15 protein-coding genes are annotated in these 21,778 nt (G+C 68.7%); 7 read left to right on the top strand and 8 right to left on the bottom strand.

Annotated elements, in window-relative coordinates; genetic code table 11:
- Positions 1-70: 70 nt before the first annotated feature.
- Entirely contained in the window at positions 71-3,352 is a 3,282-nt protein-coding gene (locus LZ198_RS16455) for a C48 family peptidase (RefSeq protein ID WP_253972921.1), read from the bottom strand.
- Positions 3,353-3,803: 451 nt separating this feature from the next.
- On the opposite strand from LZ198_RS16455, the gene LZ198_RS16450 reads away from it, so the two are divergent.
- Positions 3,804-5,156: a hypothetical protein gene (locus LZ198_RS16450; protein WP_253972920.1), complete on the top strand. Its 1,353-nt coding sequence runs from the start codon at positions 3,804-3,806 to the stop codon at positions 5,154-5,156.
- A 128-nt stretch (positions 5,157-5,284) separates the two neighbouring features.
- On the opposite strand, the gene LZ198_RS16445 is transcribed toward LZ198_RS16450, so the two are convergent.
- Positions 5,285-5,953, bottom strand: a complete 669-nt coding sequence (locus tag LZ198_RS16445; protein WP_253972919.1) for a hypothetical protein — start codon at positions 5,951-5,953, stop codon at positions 5,285-5,287.
- A gap of 356 nt (positions 5,954-6,309) precedes the next feature.
- Positions 6,310-7,032: a hypothetical protein gene (locus LZ198_RS16440; protein ID WP_253972918.1), complete on the bottom strand. Its 723-nt coding sequence runs from the start codon at positions 7,030-7,032 to the stop codon at positions 6,310-6,312.
- 581 nt (positions 7,033-7,613) lie between these two features.
- Between LZ198_RS16440 and LZ198_RS16435 the strand changes: the two genes are divergently transcribed.
- Positions 7,614-8,726, top strand: a complete 1,113-nt coding sequence (locus tag LZ198_RS16435; RefSeq protein WP_253972917.1) for a helix-turn-helix transcriptional regulator — start codon at positions 7,614-7,616, stop codon at positions 8,724-8,726.
- Positions 8,727-8,819: 93 nt separating this feature from the next.
- On the opposite strand, the gene LZ198_RS16430 is transcribed toward LZ198_RS16435, so the two are convergent.
- On the bottom strand, positions 8,820-9,974 hold the full coding sequence (locus tag LZ198_RS16430; protein WP_253972916.1) for a DUF3103 family protein: 1,155 nt from the start codon (positions 9,972-9,974) through the stop codon (positions 8,820-8,822).
- A gap of 213 nt (positions 9,975-10,187) precedes the next feature.
- Here LZ198_RS16430 and LZ198_RS16425 point away from each other — a divergent pair, with 213 nt between their 5' ends.
- Positions 10,188-11,117 carry a zinc metalloprotease gene (locus LZ198_RS16425; RefSeq protein WP_253972915.1) on the top strand — a complete coding sequence of 310 codons (930 nt, stop codon included), beginning with the start codon at positions 10,188-10,190 and terminating at the stop codon, positions 11,115-11,117.
- 46 nt (positions 11,118-11,163) lie between these two features.
- Here the strand turns inward: LZ198_RS16425 and LZ198_RS16420 are convergent, their stop codons facing one another.
- Complete coding sequence (locus LZ198_RS16420) at positions 11,164-11,781, bottom strand: GNAT family N-acetyltransferase (protein ID WP_253972914.1); 618 nt, start codon at positions 11,779-11,781, stop codon at positions 11,164-11,166.
- A 398-nt stretch (positions 11,782-12,179) separates the two neighbouring features.
- Here LZ198_RS16420 and LZ198_RS16415 point away from each other — a divergent pair, with 398 nt between their 5' ends.
- The 3 genes from LZ198_RS16415 to LZ198_RS16405 all read left to right on the top strand — a co-directional run bounded on the left by LZ198_RS16415 (position 12,180) and on the right by LZ198_RS16405 (position 16,593).
- Entirely contained in the window at positions 12,180-14,600 is a 2,421-nt protein-coding gene (locus LZ198_RS16415) for an Ig-like domain-containing protein (protein ID WP_253972913.1), read from the top strand.
- 265 nt (positions 14,601-14,865) lie between these two features.
- On the top strand, positions 14,866-15,012 hold the full coding sequence (locus tag LZ198_RS16410; RefSeq protein WP_253972912.1) for a hypothetical protein: 147 nt from the start codon (positions 14,866-14,868) through the stop codon (positions 15,010-15,012).
- Between the two features lie 18 nt (positions 15,013-15,030).
- Positions 15,031-16,593, top strand: a complete 1,563-nt coding sequence (locus LZ198_RS16405; protein WP_253972911.1) for an asparagine synthetase B family protein — start codon at positions 15,031-15,033, stop codon at positions 16,591-16,593.
- 19 nt (positions 16,594-16,612) lie between these two features.
- On the opposite strand, the gene LZ198_RS16400 is transcribed toward LZ198_RS16405, so the two are convergent.
- Positions 16,613-17,683 (bottom strand): hypothetical protein, encoded by a 1,071-nt coding sequence (locus LZ198_RS16400; protein ID WP_253972910.1) that lies wholly within the window; start codon positions 17,681-17,683, stop codon positions 16,613-16,615.
- A 265-nt stretch (positions 17,684-17,948) separates the two neighbouring features.
- Positions 17,949-18,875 (bottom strand): tetratricopeptide repeat protein, encoded by a 927-nt coding sequence (locus tag LZ198_RS43650; RefSeq protein ID WP_407667433.1) that lies wholly within the window; start codon positions 18,873-18,875, stop codon positions 17,949-17,951.
- Between the two features lie 269 nt (positions 18,876-19,144).
- Between LZ198_RS43650 and LZ198_RS16395 the strand changes: the two genes are divergently transcribed.
- Positions 19,145-20,623: an FAD-dependent monooxygenase gene (locus tag LZ198_RS16395; RefSeq protein ID WP_253972909.1), complete on the top strand. Its 1,479-nt coding sequence runs from the start codon at positions 19,145-19,147 to the stop codon at positions 20,621-20,623.
- A 67-nt stretch (positions 20,624-20,690) separates the two neighbouring features.
- Here LZ198_RS16395 and LZ198_RS16390 read toward each other — a convergent pair whose 3' ends face one another.
- Positions 20,691-21,707, bottom strand: coding sequence for an alcohol dehydrogenase (locus tag LZ198_RS16390; protein WP_253972908.1), 1,017 nt, complete (start codon positions 21,705-21,707; stop codon positions 20,691-20,693).
- Between the last annotated feature and the right edge of the window lie 71 nt (positions 21,708-21,778).

Here is a 21,778-nt window from a genome sequence, read left to right as displayed (position 1 = left end):
TGGTCTCGGCATGGCGCGCCTGTCGTGTTCGAGGGGAGGGAGTTCGGAGGCCGGCGGGAGCATACCCCGCTCAGAAGCCGCCCAGCGCCTCCGCGACGAGCGAGTGGTGGATGTTGCCGCGCAGGGTGGTGTTGTTGAACGCCGCCCGCTGGAGGGACTGGAGGGCGGCGACGGGGTCGGCGGTGCGCGTCAGCAGCTCGATGGCGCCGCAGACATAGGCGCCGCACTCGTAACCACCGGGCTGCCGGGGGCCCCTGACGCGCTCGATGGTGAGCCCGCCACCGCCGAAGCAGCGGCGCAGCCGCGTCTGGAGTCCCTCGGAGACGACCAGGGGCTGGAGGGGGTCATAGAGGTAGACGACACCTGGCTGGCTCTGGGGGTAGCGCACCCCCACCACCCAGTGGTTTCCCCCCACGTTGAGCACCTGCACCTCGACGCTCGCGAGTCCCCCGCTGCGCACCTGCTGGAGCCCATGGGGCGGCGTCCACACGTCGTTGCCCACCAGCGCCCCCACCGGCACGTCATAGCGGCGGTGGACGGTCGCGCGCTCCTCCTCCACGAGCGCGAGGAACGCATCGATGAGCCGGTCGTCGAAGTAGTCCGTCAGGTCATGGGTGAGCATGTCCTGGTGGTCGGCGGTCAACTGGAAGCCTCCCACCTGCCGCCAGCTCGGCGCGGGAGGGGCAAAGGTCGTGCTGCCCAAGGAGGGGGACGGCGAACTCCCGGAGGTGGGCCGGAGGTGGGCGGTGGCGGACAACATGGCGTTCAAGACGTAGTAGTACCGCGTCATGTCGCTCGTATCGGAGTCCCCGGTGCCTTCCGGGAGGGAGCGCAGCGTCCGGTAGCACTCACCGAGCGAGCTCGCCTGGTCGATGGGCAGCAGGAGCGAGAGCGCCAGCGCCAGCTTCAGGGGCCGGTCGAGGTCCGGGGTGCTCGTCTTCGAGAGGGGCTCCTTGGAAGAGGTCCCGAGCTCGGACTCGATGACCTTGCGTTGCTCCCGGGCCTCGGCCTGGAGCAGCGCGAACGCCGCGGTGGGATTCACCAGCGCGCGATGCGAGCCCGTGTCGCGCGCGGCGTGGAAGATCCCCCCGAGGTCGAAGCGCTCGATGAGCTTCGGGATGGAGCCCGGGTCCTCCACCGGCAACGGGCGCGGCTGCTTCCGAGCATTCAGGAAGAAGGGCTGCTGGCTCGACTGCGCGATGCCGAGGTCGTGGAAGCGCTGCATCGCGGGGTACTGGGCGTCACGCTTGACGACGCGCTCCTTCTTGACGCCAGACGTGCCGTCGTCCCGGTCGGGAGGCTTGCCATAGGCCTCGCGCGCGCGGTCCCGGTTGTAGACGAGCTCAGGCCCCAGCGTCTGCTTGAAGGGATGGACGCGCTGGGTCTCGAGCAGGTCCTCCTTCTTCATGATGACCGACTTCATGTTCACCAGCTTGCGGTTGCCGGAGGCCACCACGCCGGCGAACGTCATCTCGGAGATGGCGCACCGGCCGCACGTCTCCTTGCCCCACCCCGTACCACTGTGGTCATGGAAGGGCACGCGGTGATCGCCCTCGAAGGGCACGCTCAGCTCCATGTCCGCCATGCGGTAGTGGAGCTGGGCGGCGGCCATCACCGCGGAGGGCTCCGCGCATTGAATCGAGTTCCAGCTCTCGATGTTGTGGATGTGCTGATGCAGCTCGTCCTCGCCCACCCAGTCCTTGTCGATGAAGCCCATGTAGCTGAGCATGGCCTGCTTGGCCGGCGTCTTGAGCCCCAGCGCCTTGCGCTGGCCGAAGAAGTCGAAGAGGCGGAAGAAGCGGTCCATCAATCGCTTGCCGCCGCGCCCCAGGTGCTCCTCGGGGAGCACCCGCTCTCCGCTGATGGGCGGCACGCCCAGCCGCTTCATGTACTGGTCCACCGTGAAGTCCGTCCGGGTCCCTCCGGAGATGCCGAAGAAGGGGACGTAGATGAAGTGCTGCTGATCCTGGCTCGGCTCCTCGGCGAACATGATGCAGATGCAGCCATCCTTGTCGGGGATGAGGACGCGGCGCACCAGGTCCTCCTCCAGGAACTCGTACTTCCGGATGAGCATGTTGGCGTGCCGGATGAGGAACTCGTAGCGGGAGGACTCGCTCTCCGAGCGGCTGACGACACAGTATTCGTGTGAGGGGAAGACGCCGCCCATGGGGAACGGATGGGGAAGCAGCAGGCACCCGGCGAGCTCCATCCTCGCGCGGACCTCCGGGCGGTCCGGCGGGAGCTTGCTCTGGATGGACTCGAGCTTCCCGCCATGGGTCTCGATGAGCTTCTCGACCTGGGCGTGCAGCTTGTCCCGCTCCAGGGGCAGCCGGCGCTCGAACTCCGCTCGCGCGGCCCGCAGCTCCTCTCCCACGCGCTTCTTCTGCGCCTGGGTCCCGCTGGCCCACATCCTGCGGTCCTTGCTGTTCCCTCCCGTGCGGTGGTTGAGCGTCTGGCGGCGCTCTCGCTCCAGCGCCTGGAGGCGCGCGTGGAACTTCTCCTCCTCCTTCTTCCACGTCGACTTCAGCGTCAGGTATGACGCGGCATCCTTGGCGATGGTGTCCCAGCTCGCGCAGACGCGGTCCAGCGCATCGAGCTTGTAGGCCAGCATCTCCATCGCATCGCCGATCTCCCCCACCTGGGACAGGCGATGCGAGTCCCGCGTGAAGGGCTCCTCGCGAGCGCCGCCCAGCAGCTCACGCCAGTTGTCCGGGCGGCGGTCCGGCCGCCGGCCGTAGTCGACCTCCATGTCGTCGTGCGACCAGACCGTGCCGACCCAGACGTCGCTGTCCACCGCGCGGCGCATCGCCTGTGGACGCGGCGGAGTGATCCGGACGCGCAGGACGTCTCCGGGGCTGAGGTTGTCCTGGCGCTTGCGCAACTCCTTGAGGGGGAGGTTGCGTGGATCGTTCCAGACCTCGTCCAGCCTCGACTCCCGCCGATCCTCGTTGGGCTCGACTCTCTCGATGAGGCTGGACAGGTGCTCTCCCCTGGGCGGCTTGCGCAGCGCGTACGGGTCCCTCCGGAGCTTCTCCTCCTCCTGCCTGGCCTCCTTCTCACTCAGGGGGCGCGTGCCGACGACATGGAGTTGCTCCTCTGCCTCGGGACGGGAGAGCTCGCCCGTCCGCCTCCGTCGTGGAGCCATCCCCTCCCGCTCCTGGCTCTCCAGCTCACGCCGCAGCGCGAGCAGCCCCCGGAGGTAGTCGCAGTCCGCCTCGATCTGGTAGTCGACGTAGAGGGCGCGCATCAGGGGAACGGCGCTCTGGCTCGCGGCGCGGGCACGCTGCAGGACCTGCTCCGGCCGGTTGTGTTCCGCCAAGAAGCGCTTGAAGCGTTCGGACTGCGTGACCATGGGTGTACTCGGTCTTCCGGAGTCCCGTCATGACTCCGGACCAAGGGGGCCGGAGCCCACGGCTCCGGTGCGCCGGAGCGGGGGCTCGGACGCGAACGAGGGACCCTCGATTGCGATGGCCGTGCCACGCCCGCACGCGGCTCCCGAGGCGCAATGTGGGGCATGACCCGCTCGACCGCTCGAATCCCGCGTGGGGATGGAACGCGGGCGCGTCCCGTTCGAACGCGGGCGCGAGCTGACAGGTCAATCCCGCCTCGGAGCATCGACCATGCACACATCGAGTGAACTCCACGAAGCGCATGCACGGATGTAGCGCGGGGGGTCACAGCGGGGACGGCATCGTGGCGCTCGCCGCTACCCTCGCGCGCCCGTCGCCCTGGACTCCGAGTGGAGCCCGCATGGCACCCGCGCTGCACATGCGGCGCGCGCCGCATCCACCCGAGGAGCCAAGATGTTCCCCATCCTGAAGTCTCGATCTCCGCTGCTCACCGTGCTGGCTGGAACCCTCACCTTGGGAACCGCGAGCCTCGCGGACGCCCCCGCGCCCGTGCCGACGAAGGCCAGCTCGCGCATCCACCCCGCGAACCTGGCGGGCCTCAACCGTGAGCGGGAGCAGGAGGCCATCGCCTTCAACCTCCCGCCGACCAATCCCCCCGCGTGTCCGGGCGTCATCGACAACGGCACGGTGCGCCTGGGCGTGGCGAGCGCGGGGCACCTGACCGTGGCCTGCGCCACGAGCACCGTGTCCAGCGGCATGAACGGCACGACGGACGTGGGGCTGCGCTATCTGCCCACGAACGCGGAGGCCGCGACGCCCGGGACGCCCTGCGAGGGCTGGGGCGTGGCGAGCGCGGACCTGGGCATCACCGGCCACACCTCCGCGGGCTGTGGCGCCGCCAACATCACCGTGGAGAACTTCAGCGCGACGACGACGACGGCGCTGTCGGTGGTACGCGTGGGCACGACGTTCCGCGTCACCCACCGCTACGTCCCGTCGCCCGCGACGCCGTTCCTCTACCAGGTGGACGTGCTCATCGAGAACATCGGCACCGCGAACGTGGCGGACCTGCGCTACACGCGCGGCATCGACTACGACGTGCTGCCCAACACCTTCTCGGAGTACGTCAGCTTCGCGGGCGCCACGGCCCCCACCGTCCTGCGCGTGAGCAACGACGGCTTCGCCTCGCTCGACCCGCTGGCCGTCCACCCGACGCTCCCCGTGGGGACGCCCACGTTCACGGACCTGGGCCCTGGCGACCTGGGCTCGCACTTCGACTTCCAGTTGGGCGCGCTGGCCGCGGGCCGCGTGCGAGCCTTCCGCCTGTACTACGGCGCCGCCAACACCCAGCCGGTGGCCCTGAACGCGCTGGCCGCGGTGGGCGCGAGCACCTACTCGCTGGGTCAGGGCGACTGGAACGGCACCGGCAACCCGCTGGCCGCCACCGGCGCGCCCGCAGGGACCTTCGGCGCGCTCACCGGGCAGCCCACGACGTTCATGTTCGGCTACCTGCCGCCGCAGCCCGTCACCGGCTGCACGGTGGAGTGCCGCAGCTTCAACCCGAATGAGGTCTACACGGTGGACATGCTGGGGACGCAGGACATCTGCTTCGCCAACGGCACCAGCTACATCGTCCCGGTGGGCGTCCTCTACCGCTACGGACAGCGCCTCGAGTTCAACTGCGGCAACTACGGCGCGGCCTTCGGCAACCTCTGCAACGTCATCTCCGGCCACGACACCTGCAACGCGGCCGTGTACGACGCCATCTGCAGCAGCCCCAACTACGCGATGGCCTGCCTCCCGTGACGTAACGCCCCGGACCGGGCCGGCGGAGCACCTCCGCCGGCTCCGGCCCACCGTTCAGGGGGGCGGGAGCCGCGCTGAAGGAGCGCTGCCGACCGCCCCCGTGGGCGCCCTGCCCTGCCGAATCAGGCCTACAGCGGCAGGGTGACTTCGAGGACCGTGCCCTCGGACGAGACGGCGCGCGCCGCGCACAGCCGCACCTCGCCCGCGCGCTCATCCAGGAGAAAACCGTCGGGCCGGAACCTGTAACCCGGCAGCAGGTGCACCTCCTGGAACGACTCCATCTTCGAGACAGCCTCCTGGAGCAGCGCCTTCGCCTTCGCGCGGGGAACCACCTCGGACAGCTTCACCCTCCGCCCGTCCCGACGTGAATACGTCGCGCACTCGAGCGTGTTGTTCGCATGGGCGCCCCCCGAGAACTCCGTCTCCCCCAGGTACACGGAGACATGGCGCTCATCCACGCTCACGAGCTTCACCGCGCGCTGGAGCGCCCCTGGAGCGGCGAGGATCCTCCGCTCATCCGCGTTCAAGGACAGCGGGATGATGTCCCGCCCCGTGCCCAGGTCCTTCAGTCCGTCCACGCAGAAGGAGCCACCACATCGGGCGGTGACCACCAACTCGCCCCGTCGTTCGCGCTCACCGTTCGGAGGCTCCGAGCGCTCTCGCACCATCGCCGAGCTGGGAAACAAGGAGGGCGGGGTCTCCACCACCTGATCCAGCGAGCGCTCGCGGACGTCCTCCGGCTCGGCCGCGTCGGTGGTTGTATCGATGCCGCGACCTGCGTCGCCAGCGGAGTCCACGGAGGGCACGTCGCTCCCCGCGTCAGCCGCAGGGCCGCCCCCCGCATCCGTCGGCCCCGAGGCGGGCATCTCGGGTGGTGGCGTGGCCGTGCTCGGCGCGGGAACCTCCCCCCTGGGACTCCTGCACGCCAGGGGGGCGAGCCCCAGACACACCACCGTGAAACAGAAGCTCCACCACCGGGGTCGACAGGTTCTCGTCATCCATCCTTCTCGTTCCGCGCGGATTCCATCCATCCTCGAGCCAGTGGCTCGGGCCGAAGGCCGTCATATCGCAGCGGAACCAGGAGGGCAGCCCGACGGAGGGGATGTTCGAGGAGCCTCGATGCGTCCATCCCCTCCCCCACGCGGCCGGTGGGCTACTCGGCCTCGGGGGCGTAGAACGCCGCCGGGCCAGCGAGCCACACGCGGGTGCCCGCCGTGCGCTCCAGCAACTCGTCCGCCAGCTTGACCCAGTCATCGTGGATGCCCACGACCTTCAGGCTGGAGGGGACGTAGCCCACGTACTGTCGAGGGCCCACGGCCACGATGGTCGCGGCCGGTACCCGGTGAGAATCCGCCCCGAGCACGCCGTAGACGGCCCAGGCACCCCAGGAGCGGCTCAACGCGCTGTAGCGCAGCGGCGCGCAGCTCGTCTGGGCGATGAGCTGGGCATCCGTCTCGCTCTCCGCGGAGCAGACCTGGATGCTGTCACCGAGCTTCACGTCCTCGAGCGGACAGGTGCGCTGGACGGAGTAGCGGCAGAGACCGATGGGCTCGGGCGCGCCGCGCTGGCTCCAGTAGGCCTGCACGAAGGCCGCCGAGCCGCGAGGGTCCTCCCACGGGATGGACTCACCCATGCCCTGGAGCCAGACCCAGGGCACGGCGCTGCGCTGCGCGAGCTCCTCGGCCAGTCGCTCCTTCTCCGACGTGGGCCCGACGGGCTCCTTGCTGAAGGGGAGATACCCCACGAAGTCCCCCCAGGGCCGTGTGGACAGGACGCCGGCGCCCTCGAACGAGACCCCTTCCCCCGTCGAGCCCCCGGGACGCCCCGCGACGCCGCCATTCTGCTCCAGGCTTTCGGCGGCAAGGCTGCAGAGCATCGAGCAAGAGTCCTCGGCGTTCTTGATCGCGCTAGGTTGGTCGACGTTGGAGCATCCATCGACGGTTTCGATGTTGGTGGTGACCGGATCCGGGCAGTAGCACTTCATCGGGTACCTGAACGCACAGAAGGGCTCGAACCCCGGAGGTCCATAGCGCCCTCGATATCCATAGCCGATGACCCCCGACATATGGGCCTGGGCGGGGGGACTCCAGGCGATACCGCCCAGAGCGGCGAGGAGCGCGAGCAACGAGGCTTTCGGTGTGAAGCGAACCAGGCACGATTGCAGAGACATACGGAACCTCCATCCATGACTTGAACAAAACCCAGACAGTCCACGACGGGCCTCGGGACGCCCTCCTCGTGACACATTCGTGACGACTCACGGACTGGAGAGGATTCCCGTGGCGCCCCGGAGCCCGAGAGGTGGCTCGCAAAACGTACGGGAACCCGTCGGGCTCCGGCATCACCCATAGGGGTGACACCGTCCGGGCAGGCCGGGCGGAAGACTGTCGTTGCCGCGTCTGATATGACCATCCCAGACGTCGTGCCGACGCTTGAATCCAGACGTGGAGGAGAGGCATGCGCGTGAAGAGGCAGGCGGATTCCGTCCCGGGAGAGCAGGTGCTGTTGGAGATGATGGCGGCGCTGACCTGCTCGCTCGACCTGAAGGAGGTCTTCTCGGAGTCCCACCGGGTCCTGTCACGCGTGCTGGCCGCGGACTTCGGTGGGCTTTGCGTCTCCAGGCCAGGGGAGCCGGGTCAATACGACTGGCCCATGATCCACGACATGCCCCAGATCTTCTTCGACCGCTACCCGGAGATCTCGGACGACTGCTTCGTGAGCTCCGCGGTGATACAACAGCCCAACACCGTGCTGAGGGACACCGAGATGCTGTCGCGCCAGCAGATGCGGAACAGCGCGATGTATGCACACTGCCGGGAGATGAACATGCCGGTGGAGCGCGTGCTCTCCGTGTTGCTGGACATGGGACTGGGTTGGCACAGCGGTTTCACCCTGTACCGGGAGAGCCGGAAGGCCTTCTCGTCCCAGCAGCGGGCCTTCCTCCAACGCCTGACGCCCATCCTGGCAAGGACGGTCCGCAACTGCCTCATGCTGGGAGACCTGGCCCGACAGGGAGACCTCCTGGAGCAGCTCTTCCGTCACACGGGCCTCGAGAGCATGGTGCTGAGCCCTCCCAACACCGAGCTGATGCGCACGCCCCGCTCCACGGCGCTGCTCCACCGCTGGTTCCCGGATGCCCCCTGTGGCCGCTTCGGGCTGCCCCAGGTGCTCCTGGAGGCGCTGGAGGGGCTCAGTCGCTCAGGCGAGCGGATGCGCTCCGGCCAGGACGTCCTGACGTTCCGGCGGCCAGGACGAAGCCTGAAGGTGACCTTCCTCCGGTTGCCGGGCCAGCTCGGGAGAACGCCCTGGGCGCTCTTGTTCCAGGAGGTGTCTCACGAGGCCCAGGTGCCCACCGAGTGGCGCAAGCGGCTCACGCCGCGCGAGCTGGACGTGGCGGAGCGTGTCTTGAATGGCTGGGACAATCAAACCATCGCGGACGACATGGGCAACTCCCTGAACACGATGAAGACGCACCTGAAGCGGGTCTTCGTGAAGCTGGCCGTGCCCAGTCGGGCCAAGCTCATCCTCCTCGCGCAAGAGCGGAACGCCGAACCGGAGGGGGCCTCGTGAGCACGGCGACACGGCTGAATGGGACGGGCGCGGACTGCGGGCTCACGCCCGTTCCTCTCGCCGAGCCGGGCCCGGCGAGAGGTGGGCATCCGATTACTGCTCCGCGATGACGTACGGCCTGAGGGACACGATGGCGTTACCGCCCGCCCCCGAGTAGTTGGTGTAGGTGTGGTTCTTCTCCAGCGTGTAGAACGAATCGACATAGTCGTCGTCGTTCGTGAACCAATTGCTGGGCATCTGCTGCACCAGGCCACTGCCCAGGGCCACCAGGGAGGAGATTCCCGGCTGGCCCACGGCCGTCAGGATCTGGCTCGCGACCGTGAACAGATACGCCACCAGGTCCTGATAGTTGGTGTTGTCGTCGTGCTCCATGAGGATCACGTTCGCCGCGGCCCAGCGGTAGCGGTCCCAGAAGATGAGGACCTGGTTCGGCGAGTAGGTCGTACCGCTGTAGTCCAGATAGGGCATGTCGACGATGTCCAGCGCCGGCGCGTCGCGGCTGGGGTCGACGCCGTTGACGACGGCGTAGATCTCCGCGGCACCGGAGATCCAGGGCTCCTGGTCGTCGTTCAGGTAGATGCGATCGAGGATCGTCACCGGCGTGCTGGTGGCGGCAGCGCTCGCGCCCTGCGTCGCGGCGGCGGCGGCGCGCGCGTCCAGCGTCGGAACGGGGCGCTGGCCGAGGGCCACGAGGCGCTCGCGCATCAGCTTGATGCCGGCGGCCAGGTCCTTCCTCGCGTCGATGTCCACCACGAGCACCGGCTGCTCGGGCATGCGGTGCACGTCCAGGTGGTGCACGCCGCCGAGGCGATCGAACGCCTCGATGAACTGCCAGGTGGCGTCATCCCCATCCGGCTCGTAGGCATAGAGCGGCTCGACGCCCTGCCGCAGCGCCTCCAGCATGGACGCACTGGCCAGCCGGACCTGGAGGAGGCTGTCGACCTCGCCCGCGAGGCCCTTGCTCCGGCGGATGTTCAGGTCCGCGCGCTCCGCCGCGGCCGTGACGGAGGCCTGGATCGGAACAGTGCTCAGCCACTGCTTCAGATCCACCGCGAGCCGCTCACCGCTCAAGCGCGAGGCGAGCTCCCTTTGCAGCGTTGCGTCCTGCTGCCTCGCCAGGGTCAGCGCCATCTCGCGCTTGTCGGCAGCCAGCGAAACGCTGATGCGATTGCGCAGCGCCGCCGAACTCACGTCAGCGGCTCGCGCCTGCGTCCCTACATTCAGACAAACGAACAGCGCGAGGACCATCCCTATCTGTTTCATTCGATTTCCGTTGGAGGCGTCGGGGGGATGGGCCAGCCGCCGAGCGGAATGGCGGTCGGTCCCAGACGCCATTGAACATGGTCCGCCCTTCCGGAGATAGGAAAAACTGGAATACGAGATTTTTCGAAGCAAGCCATCTCGAGTCGATATCATCAGGCGGTACACCCGCAGGTGCCCTTTAGGGTATCCTGGAGTCAAATGACACCTGGATACGTGATTGTCGGTCAGGCCCTGGCCCTCCTGTCCGGAGCGTCCCCCTCGTTCAATTCCAACCACTGTTCCGCTCCGGAGCCCGCGCCTTCCTGGGTGGCGAAGTTCGCCCCCTCCACCTCCGACTGCTCCATGGACTCGACCGTCCCCGGCCCCCAATGGCTGCCCACGACGGTGCTGCGCATCCCGGTGGTGGTCCATGTCGTCGCGGACAATGCCTGCACGACCGGCAACGTCTCGGACGCGCTGGTCCACAGCCAGATTGCCGTCCTCAATGAGGACTTCCGCGCGCTGTCCGGCACTCCGGGAGGAGGCGGGGTGGACAGCAAGATCGAGTTCTTCCTCGCCACCGAGGACCCCGCCGGAAACCCGACCACGGGCATCCAGCGCTACTGCAATACGACGTGGTACCAGGACACGGGCAGCTACTGGCTCAGCATCAACTGGGATCCGACGCGCTATGTGAATATCTACACCCACAGCGCTGGCGGCTCGCGAGGGTACGTGCCCTTCCTACCGGCGGCCCCCTCGGGCGCCGTGGGTCAGCCGCAGGACCGGGTGGTCATCAACTGGCTGGCCTTCGGGCGGGTGGGCCCCTTCCCGCCGTACCACAACGGGCGGACCGTCACGCACGAGGTGGGCCACTACCTGGGCCTGTTCCACACGTACTACGAAGGCTGCGGAACGGCCGCCGCGCCAGACTGCTACACCACCGGAGACCGCATCTGTGACACCCCGCCCAACGCCACCTCCCACAAGGGGTGTACCGCGGGAATCACGAGCTGCGGCGGCGTGCCGGTCCCCATCCAGAACTACATGGAGCTGACGGACGACGCCTGCATGACGGGCTTCAGCGCGGAGCAGGTGCAGCGCATGCGCTGCACCCTGGCCACCTACCGCCCGGACCTGGCGCAGTAGTCGCGAGCCGCAGGAGGCGCCATCGCCACGTGGCGCCCCCCTCGCTTCATCTGTCCGGGTCGCGGTGGAGATGTTCGGCGCGGATGGCGGCGTAGAGCAGGGCGTCGCCCAGGCGCCCATCCTTCACGACGTGTGAGCGAAGCGTCCCTTCGAATCGATACCCCGCCTTCGAGAGGACCCTCGTCGACGCCGGGTTCCACTCGAAGACCGCGGCCTGGATGCGCGCGAACTCGAGCGTCTCGAAGCCGTAGGTCGTCATCGCGACGACCGCTTCGGTCGCATATCCGCGTCCCCAGCAAGCAGCGCCGATCCAGTATCCCAGCTCGCCCGTGCGGCGATGGACGTCTTCGAACGCGTCGATGCCGATGCTCCCAATCGCCTCGTCCTCGACGCAGATCGCGAGGTGGCGATGGGGCGGAGGGAGTGAGGACGCGAACTCGACCCAGGACTCGGCATCCGTGCGGCCGTACGGGTGCGGGAAGCGATCACGGAGGTTCTGGGAGATCCGCCGGTCGTTGGCATGAACGACGAGCGCGGAGACATCGCTCGCACGCCAGGGCCTGAGCGTCAGCGAGCGCGTCGTCAAAACCGTCATGGCGTCCTCGCCGGAGAGGAGGAGGAAGGGGTATCCAGCTCGCCCCCGGAGAGGCCTGTCGCCAGCCATGGGTCGATCCGCAACGAGCCGCCTCGGGGGAATCGCGAGGCGGGTGCCGTGGTCTTGTCGTCGAGTTCCGCGAGTGCGCCAGACATCGGCACATCGTGGCGCCACTCCCCGCACCCGGTAAAGCACCAGCGAGTTCGGTATCGATGCCACTGGGGCGATTCCGCACACCGTCCAGTTCGTTCGTCGGGTCCGATAGGGGAACTCGAGAGACCGTGGGCGGAGGCATGGCATGGACGCCATGTCCATGGCACTCGAGGGAGCATCGGTTGGTGACCGGGGGACGTTGGGCATTCGGATGTTGCGCGCCAGGCCGCCGGAAGCCAGGAGAGGGGCCGTTGATTCCGCGAGGGGGGCGGTCCATTCCGGGCCTCATCCTGCTCCTCGGGGGGAGACAATCGATGCGAAGCCGTCCTGGTGCGCTGTGGACGTGGGGACTGGGCGTGACGTTGGCCTTGTCGCTGGGAGCGTGTGGTGTGGAGCCCCTGGAGGAGCAGGTCCGTCCTCCGCGAGATGAGGTGACGCGAGGGGACAACGGGGCGCTGACGCGTGAACGCCAGGAAGCCTCCTTGGCGTGGGACCCGTATGCGGACGCGGTGGCGTCGGGCACCACGGCGACGGTGCTCAACGCGAGCGCGGCGCTGGGTGCGCCGGACGGACAGGCGGCGACCCTGCTGGGTTTGCTCAACACGGCGCTGGTGCTGGACCTGGGTCAGGGCGAGGAAGGCACCGGCGACCTGCGCGTCTACTACCAGGGGTTGTCGTTGGCGCTGGTCACCACCGTGGACTTCCTGAAGGCGGACGGGACCCTCATCGGCTCCAGCCCGTTGCATCTGGTGGAGTTGGGCCTGGGGACGCATGTGGCGGTGGTGACGTACCCGGGGAACCAGCCGTACCGCTACGTGCGCCTGCGGGGCACGTTGCTCGCACTCTACCTGGTGGACGCGGTGGAGACGTCGCTGCGGCAGATCTGTGGTGATGGAGTGCTGGGCGGGTCGGAACTCTGTGACGACGGCAATCAGCTCTCGGGAGACGGCTGCAACAGCGTCTGCGAGGTGGAGCCGGGCTACACCTGCACGGGCCAGCCGAGCGTCTGCGACAACAACGCGGCCCCCACGGTCGAGGACGTCCAGGCGACCACCGCCGAGGACACCCCGGTGGGCATCACCATCCACGCAGCGGACCCGGATGGCGACGTGCTGACCTTCTCCTTCACCCTGCCCGGCCATGGCGTGCTCTCGGGCACGGGCGCGTCGGTCACGTATACCCCGAACGCGAACTACGTCGGGAATGACACCTTCCAGGTCACGGTCTCCGACGGCAAGAAGCAGGCAACGGCCACCGTCTCAATCACGGTGAGCCCGGTCAACGACGCGCCCGTGGCGACGTCCGCCACGGTGACGGTGAACTACAACACGTCGACGCCCATCACGCTGGTGGCCACGGACGTGGATGGGGATGCGCTCACGTTCACCGCGACGGCGCCCTCTCACGGAACCCTCTCCGGGACGGGCGCCCAGTTGCTCTACACGCCCGCCACGGACTTCCAGGGCGCGGACCAGTTCACCTTCACGGCCACCGACGGCACGCTGACCTCCAATACCGCCACGATCAGCATCACCGTCAGGGGGCCTCCGGTCTGCGGCGATGGCTACCTCGACCCGGGTGAGGTGTGTGACGACGGCAATCGCGTCGCGGGGGACGGCTGCCGCGCGGACTGCCTAGGCGTGGAGGTGTGCGGCGACGGCCTGCTCGACAGCGCGGCGGGAGAGCAGTGCGACGATGGCGGGACGACCCCCGGGGATGGCTGCGACGAAATGTGCCAACTGGATGCCTTCTCGAACGTCCCCCCCACGCTCGTCAGCGGGACGCTGAACTGCACCACGGCCAACACGAACACGGGGCGCAAGGCGGCGGTGGATGCGCTGGGGCGCTTCTACGTCGTCATGCGGTGCGGTGGCGCGGTCCATGTCAGCGTGAGCGTGGACCGGGGACACACCTGGGTGGGCCCCACGCCCCTGGGAATCCCCAACGCCGCGGAGGTCGCGATCGAAGGAGGCCCCACCGGGGTTGCGTACGTCGCGGCCACGAGCGCGGGCACGCTCATCTTCACCCGGACCGTCGACGCGGGAGCAACCTGGGAGACACCGCGCACCCTCGGCCCGGCGGCCAATCCCACCGTCAGTCTGGACTCCAGGGGTGACGCCCTCTACATCGCCGTCTCGCGCGGCTCCGCGGGGATGCGCGTCCTCCGGAACTTCGCGCGAGGCGCGAACGACTTCAGCGCGACGGACGTGGACCAGACCAATGTCTACTTCGATGTCCTCGTGGACAAGATCAGCGGAGATGTCTTCTCGGTGAGCGACGACCCCTCCTTCCGCATCCGCCGCAGCAGCGACCAGGGGACCATCTTCGGCCCGCAGAGCTCCCCACCGGGGCAGGCCTTCTACTCGGACTGGACGGGCTCCAACGGCTTCATCTACGTCACGGGCACCTTCGGGGATGACAACGTGGACGTCATCCCCATGTCCGCGCCGGGGACGAGCATCCAGGTGCCGGGCCTCCCCACGGACGTCGGTCCCGCGCCCCTGCGGACGATTGACGCGGACGCGCTCGGCAACGGCTACATCGCGACCCAGCGGGGAACGGGCGACATCCAGTTGGACCGGATGCTCGTGGGGGCCACCCTGATCCTGGCCGCGGACGCCAGGACGGTGGGGCCGGGCTCCACACCGGCGGTCGCCGCGCTCCCGTCGAACGGCGGCGCCCTGGTGGCCTACACGAACGGCACCAGCGTCTACGCCTCGGTGGTCGTGTACTGAATCCACGGGGTCCATGAAGGAAGCGCGCCTCCCGGGTCATGCGGGAGGCGCGCTTCCTGACCACCCCGTGAGAGGGAATGCGGAGCCTGTCTCGATCACCGACAGGCCGGCGAGGCAGTCCATCAGGGTCTCGGACCGCGACGACGACGGCCTGCCTCCGCCTGGGTTCGTTGTGTCTGCCCGTCCGCAATGGCAGGATAGACATCCTGGCGGCGTCCGAGTCGCCCGGCGTTGGGCGCCTCCCACCAGGCAGGAGGAGATGGTCATGACCAAGTCGTCCAAGTCGAAGCAATTCCAGGCGCAGCTCAAGGCACTCGACACCGTACTGCCTGCCTCCGCGGCGGCCGAGCCTGGAGCGCCGATGGCTCCGAAGATCAACGAGGGCAACGACCGGTACGGTGGCTATCCCTGAGCCCCTCGGTCGAGCGCGATGTTGCACGCCGACCTTGCATTCGACGACCTCCCAGCCCCCCTTGGCCTCATCGAGGGGGGCTTTTCCATCGGCCGTTCGCGGGTCCAGCTCGTGCAGCACCGGATGTTGCGGGCCGTGCTCCTGGAGGGCGCCGACCGAATCGTCGCGATCGTCCTGGAGCGCTTCGCCGACGATCCGGAAGGAATCGAGCATGTCGTCGACGCTCCGGACGGGCTGATCCAAGAACACCTCGACGAACTCGAGGAGTACCCGCTCGATTTCGCCGCGTTGACCATCGACCGTCGGCGGCGCGCCATCCGCTACACGGCGTCGCCGACGATATCGATCCCGGTCTATTGCCTCGCGACGGAGAGCCGCGCTCGCTTCGATTGGGACTATGCCCGCCTGCTCGGCCCCGGCCACCACGAGGTTGTGTGGGATTACGCGCTCGCCCACATTGCCGGCATCTCCACGTATGGCCCGGCGACGATGCTGTCGGGGCTCCATCGCGCCACCGCGGGGGCGACGCTGGTGGTCACCACGGCGGGGGTGAAGGCCATTCTCCCGGAGCCAGTGCGCCACGACGGTCCACGCGAGCTGCCACCGGGTGTCGATATCGAGACGTTGTTCCGCGAAACGGTGATCTCGATCCTCGACGCGCGCCCCCTGGACCCGAGGAGGACCGCCGTGGAACTGAGCGGCGGCATGGATTCGGCGCTGACCGCGCTCGCCACGGCCCACCTCACCGGCGACGGCGCGATGAGCATCGGCGCGCAGTTCGACGGTGCGATGGGGGAAGCCCAACGCGCGCGCCGCCTGCTGCTGTGCCGCGCTGGCGGCTTCGCCGACCTTTCTCTACCGGCCGACCGCTACGCCCCCTTCGCCCCACAGAGCTTGCGGCGACACCGTCATCAGGTGTGGCCCGAGGATGAGAACTACCCCGAGATCTTCGAAGCCGCATTCCACATGCTGCGCGCCGCGGGGATCGACACGCTCGTCTCGGGATTCGGCGGGGACGAACTCTATTTCTCCTATCGGGGCGAGGCCGAAGAAGAGGGGGGCACAGCCGAGCCGCCGCCATGCCCGTTCCTCACGGCCCGTGGCATGGCGACCGCGCTCGGAGCGCGCAGCACCTATCCGTCAGCCTGGCTGCAGCAGACCTGTTGGCAGAGTGCCGCGAGCCAATCACAGCGCGTGTTGCGGTATGGACTGTGGCCGGTCTACCCCTATCTGAACGTCGCCCTGGCACGATTCGTCTCACGCTTGCCCGCGTCATTCCGGCGCGACCGCCACCTCCTGCGCCGGACGCTGACCCGGTGGCTGGGCGATCCGGTGTTCGAGACGACGTACGTCAAGGAGAGCTTCGACCCGGTGGCGCGACGCGGCATCTCCGAGAACCGCGTCTACCTGCAACAGCTCATCGAGCAATCTCCCTTGTCGCACCATGGCGAGATCGACACCGCCGCGATCCTCTCGGCGCTGGCCGGCGACGTCCATCGGATGGATCGCGCCACCTACAACGCGCTGTTCCGGGTCCTCAAGCTCGCCTGTTTCCTCCAGGCCGAGCCCCCTCTCGAGTGAGGCGAAGCCGCGGGGCAGCTCACTCCTCGAAGAGCGAGAGCTGGCCCAGCGAGAGCAAGCGCCCGGTCGCCTCTCGCGGGACGGCTCGCACGCGCACCTGTGACACCGCCGTCGTCCCCGTGAGGTCCACTTCCATGAAGGGCCGCACCCCCGCCCCGGCGAGCAGGTTGACCAGGGACACCCACTGGGTTCCGTCGGCGCTTCCCTCCAGCACCAGCTCATTCATGGTGCCGTTGACGCCGAAGTTGCGGAGCACGGCCTTGCGCAACACCGTGGCCCTCGAAAGCTGCACGGAGACCCCCTGGACGCCCTCCTGGAAGAGCACGATTCCACCGAGGTCACCGTTGGTGACGCGGCAGGGCGTCTCGGCGCCCTGATAGGTGCACGGGGCGCCACGACTGACCGGCACGCGGGCGCGGCGAGGGAGGGCCACGGCATCGCTGGAATAGGTGATGCCGACCGTCTCGCCTCCCGCCTTTGCCTCGCGTTCGGTGACGACGGAGGCCGTGAGACCATTCGCGTCCTCGAGGACGTAGTCACTCAAGTGGACGGGCGAGGAGGCGTTGAGCACCTGCCAGGCCTCCCTGGCGCCTGACGGATAGAGGTACAGCACGTGTTCACCACTCCCTGCGCCATGCGTGGCGGACAGCGGCCGGAAGCCCACGCTCACGCCCTGCCCTTCCGCCGCCGCCGTCAGCGAGCCCGTCCACTCCTGGAGGGAAGGCAGCGCCACCTCCGCCTGCTGGATGAGGAAGAAGGCGGAGACTCGCCTTCCCTGGGGCCGGTCGGGAGAGCGGACGACGAAACACCGCGCGATGCTCCCACTGCGGGTGTCGGCCCCCAGCAGGTCGAGCCCGAACGTGCCATCAGCGCGGGTCTTCACCGACCTCCAACTCGACGAGAAGGCAGCCAGCGCACACGCGGAGTTCTCACTGCGGTAGAGCTTCAGCAGCTCATCGGCGAGCGGGGCGCCGGCCTCGTCGACGAGGCGCCCGCTCAGCACGATCTCCTGGTCCTCCTCCACCTTGCTCTCGGTACAGCCACCCGACACCGCCAGCATCCCCAACGTCAACGCGCGCATCCATCGCATCGGAACCTCCTCCACCGGTGAGCCTCGCGGCCAGTGCAAGACCGGTGCACAGCCCCGCTCCCTCTGGGAACGGGAGCCCTGCCCCATCCGGTGCTGACAGTGACGTCGTGGCGCATCCGTTACGCGGGTGCCACCGCCACTTCGCAGCGAGGCGCGGCACACGTGCAGCAACCACCCGCGTTCAATGGCCTCGCGGACCGCCCCCTCGGCCGCTGCGGCGAGGGGCCCGCAGCCAGGCTTCCGCGCTACCTGCCCCTTGGACGAGTCAAGGTAAGGACTCAGTCGCAGTGCCCCGCTGCACCGCCCTGCAAGCGCGTTGTGAACCGAGCTCGCAGGCGCGTGCGTAGAGCGCCTGCGCGCGCGTCGGGTTCCGCTCCACCCCTTCAGCAAATTCGAAGTGGGTCCCCAGGTTGTAGCACCCGAGGGCCCCTCCGCGCTCGCACGTATCAAACAGAAGCGCGTGGGCTCTCTTCAGGTCCCGCTCCACGCCTCGCCCTTCTTTATAGGCCAACGCGAGATTCACACAGCCGTTCGCGTCGAGTGCATCACACGACTCCCGGAAGAGGCGTACGGCCTCAGCGACGTCGACAGGGACACCCGTCCCACGGGTCAGCGCCAAACCAAGATTGGTGCAACTCGGGGCGAAGCCCTTGGCGCAAGCATTCTTGTAGAGACGAACGGCCCGCTCAGGGCTGCGTGGGAAACCAGTGCCGTGCATCACCAGCACGCCGAGGCCGTAGGTCGCCTCCGCGTCCCCCAGCTCAACCGCGCGCTCGAGCAAGACGAGCGAATGGGCCGGGTCACGTGGAAGCCCCACGCCGTCGCGGAGCGCACCAGAGGCATTCAAGCAACTCCGGGCATGCCCCGCCTTGCACGCCTGAAGGAGCAGCCCGGCTCCCCGCGCCGGATCGCGGCCCACGCCCCTCCCAGCAATGAGGAGGTTGCCTAGCCAGCCGCAAGCGGGCGCACTCCCAGCTTCACACTGCGCTCGGGCCCCTTCCGCATCCTCCGCGCTCCCCGGCGGAGTGAGGCGCCCATCCGCTCCTCCGAGAGCAACGGGCCGAGTCACCTCTGGACGGGAAAAGGCGGAGGCATCCGCAGTCGGCGGCCCGGAACGATCCCTCTCCTGGCAGCCCGGTAGACCAAGGGTGAGGGCGAAGACGCAGGGAAGGACTCGGAACAGGCGTGGCATGAGGACCGGGCGCGAACATAGACCTTGGGAGGTTTGCCCACCCAGAACTCGAATGCCGCCTCATCCGTGCGGCAGCAAGCGCCTGTCCCCACCACGCGCAGGAGCAGGGTGCACGGAATCCGAGTCCGCGAAAGGCCGCTGGAGGAGCCACGGCGACCGTCTGCGTTCTCTCCACTGCCAGCAAATGCCAGACCCCGGGGATTGCCGCAAGTCCCCCCGGTCGTGCTCCACCATCGTCCGTTTCGATCCAGGAGCGGGAGGACCGAGGAATGCACACGGACATGGTGACACAGCACCCAGTGGTGATTGCTGGAGGGGGGCCGACCGGGCTGATGCTGGCGGCGGAGCTGGCGTTGGCCCGAGTGGACGTGGTCATCGTCGAGCGGCGCGCCAGTCAAGAGGTCGCGGGTTCCCGCTCGCGCGGTCTGCACGCGCGAAGCCTGGAGGTGCTCGATCAACGCGGGGTCGTCGAGCGCTTCACCTCGCAAGGGAAAGCGGTCCAGAACGTCGCGTTCGGGCAGGCGCCGCTGGACCTCAGCGACTTCCCGACGCGTCACAACCATGGGCTCGCGCTCCTGCAGGAGCGCTTCGAGCAAATCCTGGCGGACTGGGTGGGCGAGCTGGCGGTGCCCATCTACCGCGGATGCGAGGTGACGGGCTTCACCCAGGACGACACCGGCGTCGACGTCGCGCTGTCCGACAAGCGCGTGCTGCGCGCGAAGTACCTCGTCGGGTGCGACGGGGGTCGCAGCCTCGTCCGCAAGACGGCAGGCATCGAGTTCTCGGGGTGGGACGCGTCGATCAGCTACCTCATCGCCGAGGTCGAGATGACCGGCGCACCGGCATTCGGCATCCGCCGGGACGAGAAGGGCACCTACGCCATGGGCCCGATGGAGGATGGACGCGTGGGCGTCGTGCTGCGAGAGGAGCAGGTCGGCACGGGCGACGCGCCGACCCTCGAGCGCCTGCGCGAGGGGCTCGTCGCGCTCTACGGGACGGACTTCGGCCTGCGCGGCGCCACCCACCTCTCGAGGTTCACCGACATGACTCGGCAGGCGGCGACCTACCGGGACCGACGGGTGCTCCTGGCCGGCGACGCGGCCCACGTGCACTCGCCCATGGGCGGTCAGGGGCTCAACCTCGGCGTACAGGACGCCGTGAACCTGGGGTGGAAGCTGGCCCAGGTCGTGCGCGGCGTCTCACCGGAGAGCCTGCTCGACACGTACCAGGCCGAACGGCACCCCGTCGCGGCGCGTGCGCTGCGGAAGACCCTGGCGCAGACCGCGCTGAGCCGCGGCGACGCGCGGATGGACGCCGTGCGCGAGACGCTGACGGAGCTGCTGCGGATGGACGGGCCACGCAAGCAGTACGCAGCGATGATGTCGGGGCTGGACGTCCACTACGACCTGGGCAACGGCCACGCGCTGCTCGGGCGCCGCATGCCGGACCTCGACCTGCTCACCGCCGACGGGCCACGCCGCGTGTTCCAGCTGTTGCACGAGGCGCGACCGGTGCTGCTCGACCTGGGCGAGCCCGGCACGCTCGACGTCACGCCCTGGGCGGACCGGGTCCGGCGGGTCGCGGCTCGCTCCACGGGGGCGTGGGAGCTCCCCGTGCTCGGCGCGGTCACCGCGCCCGCCGCGGTGCTGATTCGCCCGGACGGACACGTCGCGTGGGTCGGGGAAGGCACGGACCAGGGTCTGCGCGAGGCCGTGACCCGATGGTTCGGGCCGCCGCGTGTGGCGTGACGCGCGCCACCTGACCGCGACCTCCTCGCTCCCGCGCTGACGGCCAGCGCGAGAGCGAGTGCACGGCTCAGCGCATCTGGAGCACCACGCGGAAACGGGCGTGGTTGCCCATCATTCGCTCGTAGGCCTCGCCAGCGCGCGCCAGGGGGAACACCTCGTTCTGGGAGCGCACGCCCGTGAGCGCGCTGAAGTCCATGGTGTCCTGCGAGTCCTGGGGAATGCCGCTGGGCCAGCCCTGGATGCGCTGGCGCTTCGAGATGAGCTGCAGGCTGGTGACGGGGATGGGCTCCGCGCCCGCCCCCAGCAAGAGCAGGACGCCGTCACGGCCCAGACCGCCAATCAGGTCCGCCGCGAGGCGGCTGCTCGACGCGGTCATCATGATGACGCGCGCGCCGCCCAGGGCCTGGAGCGCCTTGCCCACCTCCCCCTTCTCCGTGTCGATGTACTCATGGGCGCCCAGCTCCATCGCCAGCTTCCGCTTGTCCGCCCCGCGCGAGATGGCCACGGTGTGGTAGCCCAGCTTGCGCGCGAACTGGATGGCCAGGTGCCCCAGGCCGCCGATGCCTTGCACCGCCACCAGGGAGCCGGGCTTCGCGCCCATGTTCCGCAAGGAGTTGAACGTCGTCACGCCCGCGCACAAGAGCGGCGCGGCGTCCTCTGACTTCATGCCGTCCGGGACGCGGGCCAGGGCATCCTGGGGCGCGAGCATGAACTCGGCGTAGCCGCCGTCGTAGCTGATGCCGCAGACCTGCTGGAAGTCACAGGTGATGAAGTCGCCCACGCGGCACGCGGGGCACTGGCCGCAGTGGCCCCCGTGCCAGCCCACGCCGACGTGCTGCCCCACCTTCCACGCCGTCACCCCGGGCCCCACCTTGTCGATGTGGCCCACGACTTCATGCCCTGGCACCCGCGGATACTTCACGGGCATCCACCCCTCCTTGGTGATGGCGTCACTGTGGCAGACGCCACACGCGTCCACGGCGATGAGCACCTGTCCGGGGCCGGGCTCGGGTACGTCCCGCTCCACGACCTCGAGAGGGCCCTTCGCCTGCTTCACCTGCACCGCTTTCATCTTCCTGGCCATCGCATCTTCCCCATGTGTGTGAAGAACGTGGGTGAATATGGGCAGGCCCCGAGGTGAAGACGACAGTCTGG

Source organism: Myxococcus dinghuensis (assembly GCF_024198235.1).
Taxonomy (GTDB): Bacteria; Myxococcota; Myxococcia; order Myxococcales; family Myxococcaceae; genus Myxococcus; species Myxococcus dinghuensis.
Note: the sequence above shows the minus strand (reverse complement) of the source record. Positions and strands in the feature narration are given on the sequence as shown.